Source organism: Cyanobium gracile UHCC 0281, from assembly GCF_034931305.1.
Taxonomy (GTDB): domain Bacteria; phylum Cyanobacteriota; class Cyanobacteriia; order PCC-6307; family Cyanobiaceae; genus Cyanobium; species Cyanobium gracile_A.
Map to the genome: position 1 here is coordinate 1 of NZ_JAYGHY010000012.1, position 14,012 is coordinate 14,012.

Annotated in this window: 12 protein-coding genes and 1 riboswitch; of the genes, 8 read left to right on the forward strand and 4 right to left on the reverse strand. The window is 61.9% G+C overall.

Annotated elements, in window-relative coordinates:
• Positions 1-67: 67 nt before the first annotated feature.
• Positions 68-568, reverse strand: coding sequence for an SsrA-binding protein SmpB (gene smpB / locus VB739_RS05565; protein ID WP_216907361.1), 501 nt, complete (start codon positions 566-568; stop codon positions 68-70).
• Between the two features lie 62 nt (positions 569-630).
• On the opposite strand from smpB, the gene ruvB reads away from it, so the two are divergent.
• From ruvB to thiC, 6 genes are all read left to right on the forward strand, one after another.
• Positions 631-1,713: a Holliday junction branch migration DNA helicase RuvB gene (gene ruvB / locus VB739_RS05570; RefSeq protein WP_323356121.1), complete on the forward strand. Its 1,083-nt coding sequence runs from the start codon at positions 631-633 to the stop codon at positions 1,711-1,713.
• The gene (locus VB739_RS05575; protein ID WP_416233303.1) at positions 1,710-2,516 is read left to right on the forward strand and encodes a tetratricopeptide repeat protein; all 807 of its coding nucleotides are present in this window, start codon (positions 1,710-1,712) and stop codon (positions 2,514-2,516) included. Before ruvB ends, VB739_RS05575 begins: the two co-directional genes overlap by 4 nt.
• 94 nt (positions 2,517-2,610) lie before the next feature.
• Positions 2,611-3,771, forward strand: a complete 1,161-nt coding sequence (locus VB739_RS05580; protein ID WP_323356167.1) for an amidohydrolase — start codon at positions 2,611-2,613, stop codon at positions 3,769-3,771.
• Complete coding sequence (locus tag VB739_RS05585; RefSeq protein ID WP_323356122.1) at positions 3,768-4,001, forward strand: DUF3188 domain-containing protein; 234 nt, start codon at positions 3,768-3,770, stop codon at positions 3,999-4,001. Before VB739_RS05580 ends, VB739_RS05585 begins: the two co-directional genes overlap by 4 nt.
• Before the next feature lie 5 nt (positions 4,002-4,006).
• Positions 4,007-4,606 (forward strand): HEAT repeat domain-containing protein, encoded by a 600-nt coding sequence (locus VB739_RS05590; RefSeq protein WP_323356123.1) that lies wholly within the window; start codon positions 4,007-4,009, stop codon positions 4,604-4,606.
• A gap of 193 nt (positions 4,607-4,799) precedes the next feature.
• Positions 4,800-4,916, forward strand: a riboswitch (TPP riboswitch).
• 45 nt (positions 4,917-4,961) lie between these two features.
• Positions 4,962-6,350, forward strand: a complete 1,389-nt coding sequence (thiC, locus tag VB739_RS05595) for a phosphomethylpyrimidine synthase ThiC (RefSeq protein WP_323356124.1) — start codon at positions 4,962-4,964, stop codon at positions 6,348-6,350.
• Positions 6,351-6,501: 151 nt separating this feature from the next.
• Here thiC and VB739_RS05600 read toward each other — a convergent pair whose 3' ends face one another.
• On the reverse strand, positions 6,502-7,395 hold the full coding sequence (locus VB739_RS05600; RefSeq protein WP_323356125.1) for a hypothetical protein: 894 nt from the start codon (positions 7,393-7,395) through the stop codon (positions 6,502-6,504).
• A 789-nt stretch (positions 7,396-8,184) separates the two neighbouring features.
• On the opposite strand from VB739_RS05600, the gene VB739_RS05605 reads away from it, so the two are divergent.
• Together VB739_RS05605 and VB739_RS05610 are read left to right on the forward strand one after the other, a co-directional pair.
• Complete coding sequence (locus VB739_RS05605) at positions 8,185-8,328, forward strand: hypothetical protein (RefSeq protein WP_323356126.1); 144 nt, start codon at positions 8,185-8,187, stop codon at positions 8,326-8,328.
• Between the two features lie 460 nt (positions 8,329-8,788).
• Positions 8,789-9,769 (forward strand): glycosyltransferase, encoded by a 981-nt coding sequence (locus VB739_RS05610; protein ID WP_323356127.1) that lies wholly within the window; start codon positions 8,789-8,791, stop codon positions 9,767-9,769.
• 536 nt (positions 9,770-10,305) lie between these two features.
• On the opposite strand, the gene VB739_RS05615 is transcribed toward VB739_RS05610, so the two are convergent.
• On the reverse strand, positions 10,306-11,238 hold the full coding sequence (locus VB739_RS05615; RefSeq protein ID WP_323356128.1) for an NAD-dependent epimerase/dehydratase family protein: 933 nt from the start codon (positions 11,236-11,238) through the stop codon (positions 10,306-10,308).
• A 5-nt stretch (positions 11,239-11,243) separates the two neighbouring features.
• A complete protein-coding gene (locus VB739_RS05620) occupies positions 11,244-13,007 on the reverse strand; it encodes a thiamine pyrophosphate-binding protein (RefSeq protein WP_323356129.1) in 1,764 nt (587 codons plus the stop codon).
• Positions 13,008-14,012: the final 1,005 nt, after the last annotated feature.

A 14,012-nucleotide genomic window follows, 5' to 3' on the forward strand; every position in this document is an offset into this window, starting at 1 on the left:
CGCCAGCCCAGCGGCCCCCGCGCCGCCGCCGCCGCCGGTGGAACCCGCCAACCCCTGAGGGCGTCGCTCAGAGCCGGGCGACGGCGGCCCGGGTTTCCTTGGCGATCTGCTTGTTCTTTTCGTCCTGGCGCTTGTCGTGCAGCTTGCGGCCCTTGCCCAGGCCGATGGTGATCTTGATCCAGGAGCCCTTCAGGTGCAGGTTGAGCGGAATCAGGGTGAGGCCCTTCTGATCGAGGGAGACGCGCAGCTTGTCGATCTCGCGCCGATGGGCCAGCAGCTTGCGCACCCGCAGCGGCTCGTGGTTGAAGAACTTGCCGGCGTGGCTGTGGGGGGAGATGTGGACGTTGTGGAGCTGCATCTCGCCGTTGCGGATCAGGCAGAAGCCGTCGCGCAGGTTCACCTGGCCGGCCCGGATCGACTTCACCTCGGTGCCGAGCAGTTCGATGCCGGTCTCGAGGGTTTCAAGAATCTCGTACTGGTGTCTGGCCAGGCGGTTGTCGGCCAGCAGCCGGTTGGCCGGGTCGGCGCTCTTGGCGCCACCGCCCTTCCTGCCGGGCCCCTTCGCCATCGCTTCGTCCCGAATCACCTGGGTGCTCCCCGACCCTAGGCAGCAGCCGGTACCCTCCAGCCATGGCGATCATCTCTTCGGGGGGACCGACCGGGCGTGTCCCGGGAGCGGGCGGGGGCCAAGCCAGCCCGGCCGCCCCGGAGCGCCTCGTTGACCCCACCGCCCGGCCCGAGGAGGAGCCAGTGGTCCGGGAGGATGGCCTGCGGCCTCGCCGCCTGGCGGACTACATCGGCCAGAGCGAGCTCAAGCAGGTGCTGCGCATTGCCGTGGAGGCCACCCGCCGCCGCCAGGAGGCCCTCGACCACGTGCTGCTCTACGGCCCCCCCGGCCTCGGCAAGACCACCATGGCCCTGGTGTTGGCCGAGGAACTGGGGGTGCGCTGCCGCATCACCAGCGCCCCGGCCCTGGAACGACCCCGCGACATCGTCGGACTGCTGGTGAACCTGCAGCCCCGTGAGGTGCTGTTCATCGATGAGATCCACCGGCTCAACCGGGTGGCCGAGGAGATCCTCTACCCGGCCATGGAAGACTTCCGCCTCGATCTCACCGTGGGCAAGGGCACCACCGCCCGCACCCGCAGCCTGGACGTGGCCCCGTTCACCCTGGTGGGGGCCACCACCCGCGCCGGTTCGCTGAGTTCGCCGCTGCGGGATCGCTTCGGCCTGATCCAGCGGCTGGAGTTCTATGGCCTCGCCGACCTTGAGGCGATCGTGGTGCGGGCCGCTGGCCTGCTGCAGCTGCCCCTGCGGCCCTGCGCCGCCCAGGAGGTGGCCCGCCGCTGCCGGGGCACGCCCAGGATCGCCAACCGCTTGCTGCGCCGGGTGCGGGACGTGGCCGCTGTGGGGGGGCACGGCCAGATCGATGCGGCGCTGGTGGATGCGGCCCTCTCCCTGCACCGGGTGGATGGCCGCGGCCTGGATGCCAGCGACCGCCGCCTGCTGCGCCTGATGCTGGAGGCCTACGGCGGCGGCCCGGTAGGGCTGGAAACCCTGGCCGCGGGGCTGGGGGAGGACCCCGCCACCCTCGAAGCGGTGGTGGAGCCCTACCTGCTGCAGCTGGGTTTCCTGCAGCGCACCCCCCGGGGACGGATCGTCACTGCTGCCGGCCGCGCCCACCTCGATGGTCCCGCCGCGGTGGCGGCGTGAGGCACCGAAAGGGGGCGGCTCTGGCTGTGCTGGCCCTGCTGCTGGCGGGGCTCCTGGCCTGGGCGCCGGCGGGATGGGCCGAGGCCGCCCCTGCGGCGCCGTCTCTGCCCGTGCTGTTTGACCGGGCCCTGGCCGCCAGCCGCGAGGGGCGTTTCGGCGAGGCCCTGCCCCTGTGGGACCAGGTGGTGGACCTGGCGCCGCAGGATGCCTCGGCCTGGAGCAACCGCGGCAACGTGCAGCTGGCCCTGGGGGATCCGCTGGCGGCGATCGCCGACCAGGACCGGGCCATCGAGCTGGAGCCCGCCAGCGCCGACCCCCACCTCAACCGCGGCACCGCCGAGGAGGCCCTGGGCCTGTGGCCGGCCGCCGCCGCCGACTACCGCTGGATCCTGGAGCGAGATCCCCTCGATGCCTCGGCCCTCTACAACCTGGGCAACGTGGAGGGCTCCCAGGACGACTGGCCGGCGGCCCGCCAATGCTTCGAAGCGGCCGCCGGCGCCCGGCCTGGCTTCGCCATGGCCCGCTCCAGCGCCGCCCTGGCCGCCTTCCAGCTGGGGGACACCACGGTGGCGGAGAAACAGCTGCGTGACCTGATCCGCCGCTACCCCCTGTTCGCCGACGCCCGCGCCGGCCTCACGGCGCTGCTCTGGCAAAAGGGTGCCCGGGGTGAGGCGGAGAGCCACTGGGCCGCGGCCTCCGGCCTCGATCCCCGCTACCGGCAGGAAGAATGGCTGTTGCAGATACGGCGCTGGCCGCCCGTTCCCGTGCAGGCTCTGGCCCAGTTCCTGGCCCTGGCCCCCTGAACCGGCTTCGCCCCATCGGCTTCCCCCTCCGCCCATGACCCCGTTGTCCTTTCCCCCCATGGCCCCGGCTGATGCCACCTGGGAGGCGCTCGGGATGGACGCGACCCTGCAGGCGGCGTTGCCGGAGCTGATCCAGCTGCGGCGCCACATCCACCGCCATCCCGAGCTGAGCGGCCACGAGCAGCAGACCGCCGCCCTGGTGGCCGGTGAGTTGCGGCGCTGGGGCTGGGAGGTGCGCGAAGGGGTGGGTCGCACCGGCGTGGTGGCCGAACTGGGTCCGCTGGGGGCTCCCCTGGTGGCCCTGCGGGCCGACATGGACGCGTTGCCGATCGAGGAGCGCACCCAGCTCGCCTACGCCTCCAGCCGCCAGGGCCTGATGCACGCCTGCGGCCACGACATCCACACCACCGTGGGCCTCGGGGTGGCCCGGCTGCTGGCCAGCGTGTCCGACCGGCTCACGGCCCGGGTGCGGCTGCTGTTCCAGCCGGCGGAGGAAACGGCGGAGGGGGCGGCCTGGATGCGCGCCGACGGGGCGATGGACGGGGTGCAGGCCCTGTTCGGGGTGCACGTGTTCCCCAGCCTGGAGGTGGGAACCGTGGGGGTGCGCAGCGGCAGCCTCACGGCCGCGGCGGGGGAACTGGAGGTGGAGGTGCTGGGGGAAGGGGGCCATGGCGCCCGGCCGCACCAGAGCACCGACGCGATCTGGATCGCCGCCCGGGTGGTGAGTGGCCTGCAGGAGGCGATCAGCCGCCGGCTCGATCCCTTGCACCCGGTGGTGGTGAGCTTCGGGCTGATCGAAGGCGGCAAGGCCTTTAACGTCATCGCCGACCACGTGAGGCTGCTGGGCACGGTTCGCTGCCTGGATCTGGAGGTGCACGCCCAGCTGCCGGGCTGGATCGAGGACACCGTCCATGCCCTCTGCCGCGGCCACGGCGGTGAAGCGAGGGTGCATTACCGCTGCATCTCGCCGCCGGTGCACAACGATCCGGAGCTCACCCAGCTGGTGGCCGACGCGGCCGTGGCCCTGCTGGGCCGCTCGAGGGTGCAGTGGCTGGAGCAGCCGTCTCTGGGGGCCGAGGACTTCGCTGAACTGTTGGCCAACACCCGCGGCACGATGTTTCGCCTGGGGGTGGCCGGACCCGGTGGCTGCTCGCCCCTGCACAGCAACAGCTTCGATCCTGACGAGGGCTGCCTGGAGGTGGGCATCAAGGTGCTGGCCCTCAGCCTGCTGCGCTGGATGGAGCAGCCGGTTTGAGTGTCCGTCGGGCCCCTCGGTTCCTGGCCGCCCTGCTGGCGCTCTCGGCGCCGCTGCTGATCCTGCTGGCCCTGCTGGTGCTGCTCACCCGCCAGGGGGCCGACCGGCTGCCGGCGATTCCCGCTCTGGTGATCGGCTGCGGGCTGCTGGGCACCAGCATGCTGCGCCGCCGCCGCCGACGGGCCGAGTTGCTGCGCGCGCTGCGCCAAGGTGAAGCCTCCCCGCCCTGATCCCCGTGAGTGAGTCCACCCCCGATCTGGAAGCGGCGCGGCAGGCGATCGCTTCGGGCGATCCGAGCCGGGCGATGCCGGCCCTGGCGGGGCTGCGGGCCGTGGAGGCGGAGGCGGCCATCCCGTTGCTGCTGCTGGGCCTGGAGCAGACCACCTTCGTGATCCGCTCACTGGCCTGCGCCGGCCTGGGGGTGAAGCGCAGCGAGGTGGGCTGGGCGGCCCTGGAGACGGCGGTGCGGCAGGACGAGGACGCCAATGTGCGCGCCGAGGCCGCCAACGCCCTGGCCAGCTACGGGGTGGAGCGGGCCTGGCCCCTGCTGCGGGACGCCTTCGTGGCCGACGACCAGTGGCTGGTGCGCTGCAGCATCCTCTCGGCCCTGGCCGAACAGGAGGACATGCCTCCGGCCTGGCTGCTGGAGCTGGCCCGGGAGGCGGTGGCCGATGGCGACGGCACGGTGCGGGCCGGCGGGGCCGAGATCCTGGGCCGGCTGGTGCGTGAGGGCCGCAGGCCGGAGGCGGCCCAGGCCCGCGAGGCCCTGGCGGCGCTGCAGGGCGACGGCGACCATCGCGTCACGGCCATTGCTTTGGACGGCCTGCAGGCCTGATCCCTGCGCCAGACGCCTGCGCCTGCACCGGGCCGGGTTCGTGGGGCCTGGTCATGGTGCGGCGCTGTTGATTCCCGATCCTGTACAGGCTGTACAGAACCGGGAATCATGGTTGTGGAGCCCTGTCCCCGTTCCGCCTTGGCCTTGCCACCTTTCAGCTTGGCCCCATCCCCGATCTGCCTTGCTAGCTTTCGAGCGTCACTAGGGGTGCCCGGCGCAGGATCCACCGATCGCTTCGCCCAGGGCTGAGATCACACCCTCCGAACCTGATCCGGGTCATGCCGGCGCAGGGAAGTGGAACCAGGAATGTGAAACCAGTCTCAGGCCGCGCCCCCGCCCTTTGCCGTAGCCCGTCATGCGCAGCGCCTGGATCCAGAAGCGTCGTGGTCAAGCCAACGTCACCCAGCTGCATTACGCCCGCCAGGGGGTGATCACCGAGGAGATGGCCTTCGTGGCCCAGCGGGAAAACCTTCCCGAGTCGCTGGTGATGGAGGAGGTGGCCCGAGGCCGCATGATCATCCCGGCCAACATCGAGCACCCTGGCCTGGAGCCGATGGCGATCGGCATTGCCAGCAAGTGCAAGGTGAACGCCAACATCGGCGCCTCCCCCAATGCCTCCGACCTCAACGAGGAGGTGGAGAAGCTGAAGCTGGCGGTGAAGTACGGCGCCGACACGGTGATGGATCTCTCCACCGGCGGGGTCAACCTCGATGAGGTGCGCACGGCGATCATCAACGCCTCCACGGTGCCGATCGGCACGGTGCCCGTGTACCAGGCGCTGGAGAGCGTGCACGGCTCGATCGAGAAGCTCGACGCCGACGATTTCCTGCACATCATCGAGAAGCACTGCCAGCAGGGGGTCGACTACCAGACGATCCATGCGGGCCTGCTGATCGAGCACCTGCCGCTGGTGAAGGGCCGCCTCACCGGAATCGTGAGCCGCGGCGGCGGCATCCTGGCCCAATGGATGCTTTACCACCACAGGCAAAACCCGCTGTTCACCCGCTTCGATGACATCTGCGAGATCTTCAAGCGCTACGACTGCAGCTTCTCCTTGGGGGACTCGCTGCGGCCGGGCTGCCAGCACGATGCCTCCGATGCGGCCCAGCTGGCGGAACTGAAGACGCTGGGTGAACTCACCCGACGCGCCTGGAAGCACGACGTGCAGGTGATGGTGGAGGGTCCGGGCCATGTGCCGATGGACCAGATCGAGTTCAACGTCAAGAAGCAGATGGAAGAGTGCAGCGAGGCGCCCTTCTACGTGCTCGGCCCCCTCGTCACCGATATCGCCCCCGGCTACGACCACATCACCAGTGCCATCGGCGCGGCCCTGGCCGGCTGGCACGGCACGGCGATGCTCTGCTATGTGACGCCGAAGGAACACCTGGGCCTGCCCAATGCAGAGGATGTGCGCGAGGGCCTGATCGCCTACAAGATCGCCGCCCACGCCGCCGACATCGCCCGCCACCGCCCCGGCGCCCGCGACCGCGACGACGAGCTCAGCCGGGCCCGCTATGCCTTCGACTGGAACAAGCAGTTCGATCTGAGCCTGGATCCGGAGCGGGCGCGGGAGTACCACGACGAAACCCTGCCCGCCGACATCTACAAGCAGGCCGAGTTCTGCTCAATGTGCGGCCCCAAGCACTGCCCGATGCAGACCAAGATCACCGACGAAGACATCGAGGGTCTGGAGCAGGTGCTGGCCGAGCAGAAGAAGGCCCAGGGGGAACCGCTGGGGGTCTGATTTGAGTTTGGGGCGCGGCTCGTATCCGCCGCCAGCGTGGCTTCCCGTCATCGGGTGGGGAGCGATCTGGCGTCGGTAGAGCGGCCCCAGCTGGTGATTGCCAGCGGCACCTTCCATGCGGAGCGTGTTCGCGGAACCGCCGAAGAGCAAGTTAGTTCCTGTGATACCTCACTTTCTGCCCCTCCCGCTCACTCTGGAACCGCTGCAGCCGGTGCGTCAGCGCCCGTAGTCGCTTCATGTCGCGCGAGTTCACCGGATCAAACAGATCCCCCCGGGCGGTTTCGATGAACACCAGCACGTCCCTGGGGGTACAGGGGCCGCTTTTCCAGCCGTGGAATTCCCGATGCAGATCGGGCACCAGCTCCAGGATGTTCTCCGGCAGGTCGGCCAGATCCGGTCGGCTGCCCCGGTCGAACAGATGGTGGCCGTCGAGGTCGATCTTCTTGTGCACCGCCGCCTTCTTGCCGGTGATCTCGCAGCGATGGCCGGCGGCCGACTTGGCGCGCTTGATGGCCCGGTCCACGTCTTCGGTGAGGTAGCGGATCTCGGAGTTGAAGCAGGCCTCCACCACATCGCCCACGGCTTCGATCCAGGCCTGGCGCGTTTTGGTGATGCGACTGTTGACCCGCATGTCGCGGCCCACGCGGGCGATGCCCCGCTGGCTGATCAGCAGCTGCCGCTCCGCGCTCTCCAGGAAGTCCTTGTTGAGCTCCAGGGCTTCTTCCCCTTCTTCGGTGCCGGCGGTGCGAAGCCGGTTCCAGGAGTTGTTCAGCCCCAGGTAGCTGCTCTGCAGGATGCCCACGGTGGTTTTGCGGCTCACGAAGGCCAGATCGCCCCGGATCTCCAGCGTGCCGCCGGCTTCGATGAATTCCTGGGTGATCCGCCGCGACACCAGCAGCTGCTTGCGCTTCTGCTGCACGTTGAACAGCCGATCGCGGAACCAACCCAGCACGCCCGTTTTCTCGGTGGCTTCGATGTAGCGGGCCAGGGCCTCCACGCCCTCCTCGCTGAAGCGCCGGGGCCGCCGCCCGTTGGCGCCGGCCACTGCGGGGCCGGCGTACTCGAAGTTGTTTCATCTGTCTCCCCTCTCCCTGCCAGCCTCCGGGGCCCTTGGTCTGACAGGGCCCGGTAGCTGCTGAGCGCCTTGGGTAGGGAGCTGCCCCCTGCAGTGCCTCGACAATGGCATGGAGCGCCATCACCATGGCGGCCTCCGGTCAATGGCCGATCAGGAACTCCCTCGTGACGGCGGGTGGGGCTGGAGCATCTCCGACTGTCCGGCCTCTCCCGGATCATGTTCTCCCCGGTGGCGCAGTCCATGGCCGAGATGCGCCAGAGCACCTCACCGACGAGGGCCTAGGGCGGTGGCACCACCGGGGACGGGTGGCTGTCGCAGTCGTGCTGGGCGTTCGATGGAGTCCTGGATCTTGACCAGCGCTCCCCCCGGGGCGATCCCCGCGATCAGGAACACGGTCTGGCTTCGGCGGTCATCGGCCACAAGGCTTGCTGCCGGATCCATGGTGGAAACGTCGTTCACGACCCGATCGCCTTGGCCGGTGTTCTCCCTCCAGTCACAGGGTGCAGGTGCCGGTGCCCAGCATCGCCAGCCCCCGGCGCCCGGTCGAGGAGGCCAGCGCGGCTGAGCCGGCTAACTGACCTACGACGCCGAGCTCCGGCGTGATGTCTGCCCGGCAGACTGCGGCCTGATCGCCGCTGGACACGGCGCCGGTATCGTCCTGCTCGCCCCCCGGCGCCATGGCTTGGCCTTCCCGGTGCTGCGCGGCCTGGTCGAAGCGCCCGTGCGGGACCCGCTGCTCGGCCGGCTCAACCGCTGACGGTGGTAGAGGCCGATCAGTCGCCACCGAAGTCGCTGGCCCAGATGCAGGCGCTGGCGGCCATGGCCGATCGGGTGGTGCACCTGCCAGGACGCCTGAGCGCCCGCGAGGAGTGCGGCGCCACGTTGGCGGAGCTCCTGCGCTGATGGGTTGCTGCTCAGTGGACAGGCCCTCGGAAATGGGTTGCTCGGGGGCCCACCGCTTTGCAGACGCCCTTGGGCGAGTGCTTGCGGATGATCGGCTCCGGTGTGTGTGGCGAATTCTTTTCATGGTGGAGTCCCCGGCGCAGTCTGGTCGGTTGAGGACTCTCCTTCACCCTGGAACGGTTTCCGGGGTCCATGTCAAGGGCATCAAGAGGTTGTGGTAGATGAAGGTTCCGCAGCGTATACAGATAGATCTCGAGGTCAGGTTGAGTGCTCCGCTCACCAGCCCGTCATTTCGTTTCCTTGAAAACAGTTTGGGAAAGGCGTGGGTTCCCAAACCATAGTCGCATTCTGCTCCCGCGGTGAAGGCTTCGACGAAACAGAGTCCCGCTTGGAAAGTTGCTTGACACCTATCTTGGTCAGTGCTTAAATTAAACAAACTCTGAGAACAGAAAGAGCCAATATGTCGGCAGTCGCGACGCCCGAAATCAATCTTGCCATTGTGTCTTCAGCGTTTAATGAAGAAGCGAATATTCTCTCGCTATATGAAGCCTGTGCTGAGGCCGCTGAAGGTCTTCAGCGTGAAATGCCGATGACTATCTTGAACTGGCGCCTCTTTCTGATTGATAATTGCAGTGAAGACCAAACGACTTTGGAAATCAGGAGATTGATTCGTAGGGATCAGCGGGTTATCGCCTTTCGGAATGCCCGTAACTATGGGGTTGAGCCTTCCTTTATGTATGGGCTTCAAAGTGTTGAAGAGGCTGATGTTGTCATGCTCATGTGTGCAGACCTGCAAGATCCACCAAGCATTGGCTTTAGCATGCTCAAGCAATGGATTGATGGCAGAGACAGCATTGATGCTGTACTTGGCAGCAAGGAAAGATCTGCGGGCACTCCCTTCATTAAGCTTGGTCGTAAACTCTATTACCGTATGATGAACTTCTCTAATCGTGATCAGGCTGTCCTGCGTGGTTTCCATGGTTTTGGTTGTTATTCTAGCTCCGTTATTAATCAAGCCCTTTGGCTGTGGTCGAACACTTCATTGAATATGCGCAGTTGCTTGATCAGTGCTTCGGGCTGTCATCAGGTTGTGCGTTACGTCCAGCCAGACAGAGTCGCTGGCCGCTCTAGCTATTCTTTCCTTGGGTATGTAAACGAGGCCCTCGTCGCAATCTTTTCAGGAAGTTCTATCGCAGGAAGGATTAGCCTCAGAATTGGAGCCTTTGGAATCTTGGTGTCAGTTCTCCTTGCACTTTCTATTCTTGCCAATAAGCTATCAGGCTTTAGTGGCTATGCACCCGGTACGGTGACAGTCGCGATCCTCGTCATTTTTTCTGCAGCTATTCAAATGATCATGCTTTCGTTGGTGTCAAGACAAATTGAAGCACAATCAAGAGTCTCCTATCGGCAGCCTGTTCAAAGTAGGCGCATATCTGATTGATGGTAGTCCTGTCCTACCGCTATTGCAAGTTTTTGCTTGCAGGTATATTCTTCACGCTTGCAGGACCATCTCTTTTTGTGGTTCTAGCGTCTCAATTGGCACCAGGCCTCGCTTCATTCTTCTCTGAAATTATCATCCACTGCCTCCGCTATTTCTCTCATAGTCGGTTTATCTTTAGCGAGAATAAAAGTAGGGGAATCCGTACATATCTTTCTGCAGCAGTTCCCCTTAGTCTGTTGAATATATGTCTGGCAATGTCGCTGACTGGGTTGATTGGCAAGATCAATATGGCCATTGTATTAGGGGTTCTTGGAAGTACTGGAGGATATCTCTGGTCCAAGATATGCTATCGGTATGATCTATCTGCGAAAATACGTGAAAGCAGAAAAGGGCCATGATTGGCACCTTTGCTATGGTGTGGCATCAAACCCAGACTTATGAAAGGCATCACTTGCACTTAAAGCCTTTCCCCGTGGCCTCTAGGAACATGATCCGACCATTTTGAATGAGCTTTTCCAGAGCTTCCCCCTATGGAATCAAGCAAGATACTCAAGTGACTTAGTGATAGCAAGAGCGGAGTCAACTATCTGGCGGTCTAATGACTTGATCTTGACGCCATAAGTCCTTGCCATTTCCGTGTAGCCTGAGGCTTCAGCGCAATAAATATCCATGGGTAAACTAGAGTCTACATCTGCAATGGGAGCCGGAAGATCAAAGTGATTTGAGACCATCAATGCCAATTCTTCAAGGCTCACTGTTGCATTCACAGCTGGAATAGCCTTGGATGGAGGAGTGTCTTCACTTAGGAGCCAATGCAGTGCAAGCTCAGCGATATTACTTGCATTACCGTAGCTTCTAATCACTGGATGTGGAGCTCTGATGGTTATCCGTTTCCGAGCAGCGGCCTGAAGAAGAAAATCGCCTAATGCATACTTCTTTGGATCACGCATCCAGCGGCCAGTTAACGCGTAAACTCTCAGGATCAAGCTGGGTGCGATTGATGACAATCGTCTTTCTTCATCAAGCTTTAGAGCTCCATAAAGCTGGTGTGCGGTGGATGGGGACCATACGGCTTCATCTAGACCAGTTTCAACCAAGGTGGCTGCTCCAGAGGAAATCTCTATAACTCGAGTCGTCGGTCTCGCCTCTAAGGCTTTGCTCGCTAAATCGGTGATCTTGCGATTCATTGCAATGAATGTCTCTTCCCCCAACGCATGCAACCGGTCTGGGGTTAGAAATGCACAATGAATCAGCGCGGACAACGGTTCTCGTACGGCAAGCTCTGGTAAGGCCTCCAATGGCAGAATTCTGAGATACGTGTTATCTGAGAGGGCTAATCGTCCCTCGCGGCTCGCAAAGGGTGTGACTCGGATCTTGAATTCTTCGGGTGAGATGAGTCGCTGCAGTTCATCAATCACAGTACGACCAACCCATCCCGTTGCTCCCGTAACTGCGATCAAGCCGTCCATCACGATTAGGTGGACTCCATGGCCAAGGGGCTTGCCTCTGGTTCCATTTCACCAAACCGTCTGCCAAAGGCAAGCTTTGGGTATACCTTACTGGTCTGTGAAAGCTTTACCTCAAGGAGATAGGGACCTTCCTCGCTCAACATCCGCGCCAAAGCCTGATCAACGCATCCGGGTTCATCAAGGCGATCAGCGGGAATACCATAAGCCTGCGACAAAGCAACGAAGTTAGGGGACGAGTAACCAATGACAGTGGATTGTAAATTGTCCCTGAAATACGATTCTTGGAACTGCCGAACCATTCCATGGCAGTTATTGTTGAATAGTACGATCTTCAAATCGAGTTGGTTCCGGCGCAGTGTCTCGAGCTCCTGTATATTCAATTGAAAGCTGCCATCGCCGCTCACCAAAATGGCTCGGGCTTTTGGTGCGGCCATGATCGCGCCGATGGCAGCCGGCAGCCCGAAGCCCATTGCTCCCATGCCACCAGATGTAATGAACCGATCGTTTTTCTTAAAGTCTAGGCTTTGTGCGGCCCACATCTGGTGTTGCCCCACGTCAGTAACATAAAGAACTTGCCTCCCTGGCTGAGTTTGACTTAGTGATTGGAGAACCTGCACAGGATTAATTTCTTGCGGCTCTGCTCTGTACTCTGAGTCTGCGGGAAACTGATTGCGTAGGGTGGAAATACGCTCTCGCCACCTATGCGGAGTCGCAGCTAGAGGGTCCTGCGGTATGTCCATTTTCAGTGCTGAGGCCAATTCAGCGATGCTGGCATTAATTGTCCTCTGTGGTTTGATGCGTACCCCGATCTCAGCATGATCAACATCAACTTGCCAGATCTGCTTGCCTTCACAAAAGCTACCAACGTCTGCACCAGTCTGACGAATGTCAAGTCGACTGCCGACCACCACCAGCAGATCTGCCTCTCCCAGGATCTTATTGGCCCAGCGGTTTCCATAAGACCCGATAAAGCCGACCCGCTGGTCGTTGGTGGCGCTGAATAAGTCTACGGCCATCAGCGATAGCACCACAGGAATGGCCAGCTGTGCGCTAATCTGCCTTGCAGCCACTCGGTTCTGAAAACTTGCAGCACCCCCTCCAAGAAGAAGCAGTGGCCGCTCCGCTCGGGTAATTGCATCGAGAAGATCAGCGACTTGTCCATGCAGGACAGGATTGACTGTCTCACAGGAGATTGAGGGGAGGGGGCTTGCGCCTGATCGAGTTAATACTGGCTTTGCCAGTTCCAGAGGTATATCTTCTGACTGAACATTCATGGGAATGTCCACGAGACACGGGCCTTGTCGGCCTTCGAGGGCAATATTGAAAGCTTCTTCAAGGACACGGGGAAGATCCGCCGCATTCCTCAACTGAACCGCCAATTTACAGATTGGTTGGACCATCGTTACGATGTCGGTTTCCTGAAATCCAAGCTGCCGAACACCAGTGTCGACCTTGAGTTCATGGGTATTGACTTGACCTGTAATGAACACTGCCGGAGTTGAATCAAAGAAGCAGCTTCCGATGGCGGTGAGGAGATTTGTTGCGCCAGGTCCACTCGTCGCCAAAGCCACACCAGGAACGCCACTGGTTCGAGCGAAGCCCTCGGCCGCGAAGCCTGCGCCTTGCTCGTGATGGCAGGAAACGATCCGGATCTCTGTTGTGTTACTAAGGGAATCTAGAAGATGGGTAATCATGCCTCCCACCAGTTCAAAAGCATGGGTGACACCTCTGGATTCCAGGTAGAGAGCAACGAAATCGGAGGCTTTCATTTCAGCGATACTGTGGGAAAGATAATGATTGGAACTATTTGACGTTCAACAAGCAGTAATGCGAACTCTTTTGCCTTCGATTCTTTCCGTGAGTTCGGAGAGGGATTCAGATGACTCTAGCCGTAGTACACCAGAATGAATTTCCCAAAGCCTGAGGACTGAAGAAGGATGTGGCAAACTGCCAAATGCGAATTGACATTTGAGAAAGCTATGTCCCCTTAGGTAGTCCAGTGTGAATTGCAACAACTGATTCTCAGTTCTGACCAACTTCTGCCCAAGGGGCCTCTTGTATCCATCTGTCGCTGGGTTGTCACCAGTCCTTTGGATGGGATTCGTGACAGATGCAACGGGAAACAAGAAATCCATTCGAGTTTGCAGACGGCTTGATGAAATGCAGTGGACTAGAACGAAGGTTTGCAGATGTCGACGACGCCACTGCGGATGACCTTCTTGGAATCAAAAGCCCCAGTATCGTAGCCGATCTGAGGAGTAGCGGACAGTTGGGTCGTCCCCCGTCGGCTACTCTCCCAGCTGTCAGTCGACGCTCTTTCCTAACCTCTCCTTCCTTCTCGAGCAGAATCACACCAACAGATTCGGTTTCAGTCATGGAGGCACTTCGCCACCACCGACAGCCCCTGCTTGTCTTGATCATTTGAATTTCTCGCTCCCCATGGTGCAGTGGAGACTGGGTCAGGCTCCTTTGATTAGGGGTTGGCGTTGTCCAAGAGCGCTTCGGCCATGCTAGAAAACAGCAATCATTGAAGGGCTCGACTTGGAGTGATTGCCTTCCCTCATATTCCTTCCTATGTCAATGTGGCGATCACAAGTCAGAATATCTCGTTAATGTCTAATCTCTGGGTGGTCTATCCGGCGCCTTTTGAGGATTAGGAGCGGCCAACGTTTATTCCTATTGCATAGCAGGCGTGACTGGCTAGTCGTTGGGCTCTAGCCAGTTTCAGCCAGGTGGATTCCTTGGACTTCCAGTGTCTATTGACAGAGAACCTT

Bases quoted from the DNA above. Each gene is read 5' to 3' on its own strand.
- smpB (WP_216907361.1), bottom strand. From the start codon at position 568: ATGGCGAAGGGGCCCGGCAGGAAGGGCGGTGGCGCCAAGAGCGCCGAC.
- ruvB (WP_323356121.1), top strand. From the start codon at position 631: ATGGCGATCATCTCTTCGGGGGGACCGACCGGGCGTGTCCCGGGAGCG.
- VB739_RS05580 (WP_323356167.1), top strand. From the start codon at position 2,611: ATGGACGCGACCCTGCAGGCGGCGTTGCCGGAGCTGATCCAGCTGCGG.
- thiC (WP_323356124.1), top strand. From the start codon at position 4,962: ATGCGCAGCGCCTGGATCCAGAAGCGTCGTGGTCAAGCCAACGTCACC.
- VB739_RS05610 (WP_323356127.1), top strand. From the start codon at position 8,789: ATGTCGGCAGTCGCGACGCCCGAAATCAATCTTGCCATTGTGTCTTCA.
- VB739_RS05615 (WP_323356128.1), bottom strand. From the start codon at position 11,238: ATGGACGGCTTGATCGCAGTTACGGGAGCAACGGGATGGGTTGGTCGT.
- VB739_RS05620 (WP_323356129.1), bottom strand. From the start codon at position 13,007: ATGAAAGCCTCCGATTTCGTTGCTCTCTACCTGGAATCCAGAGGTGTC.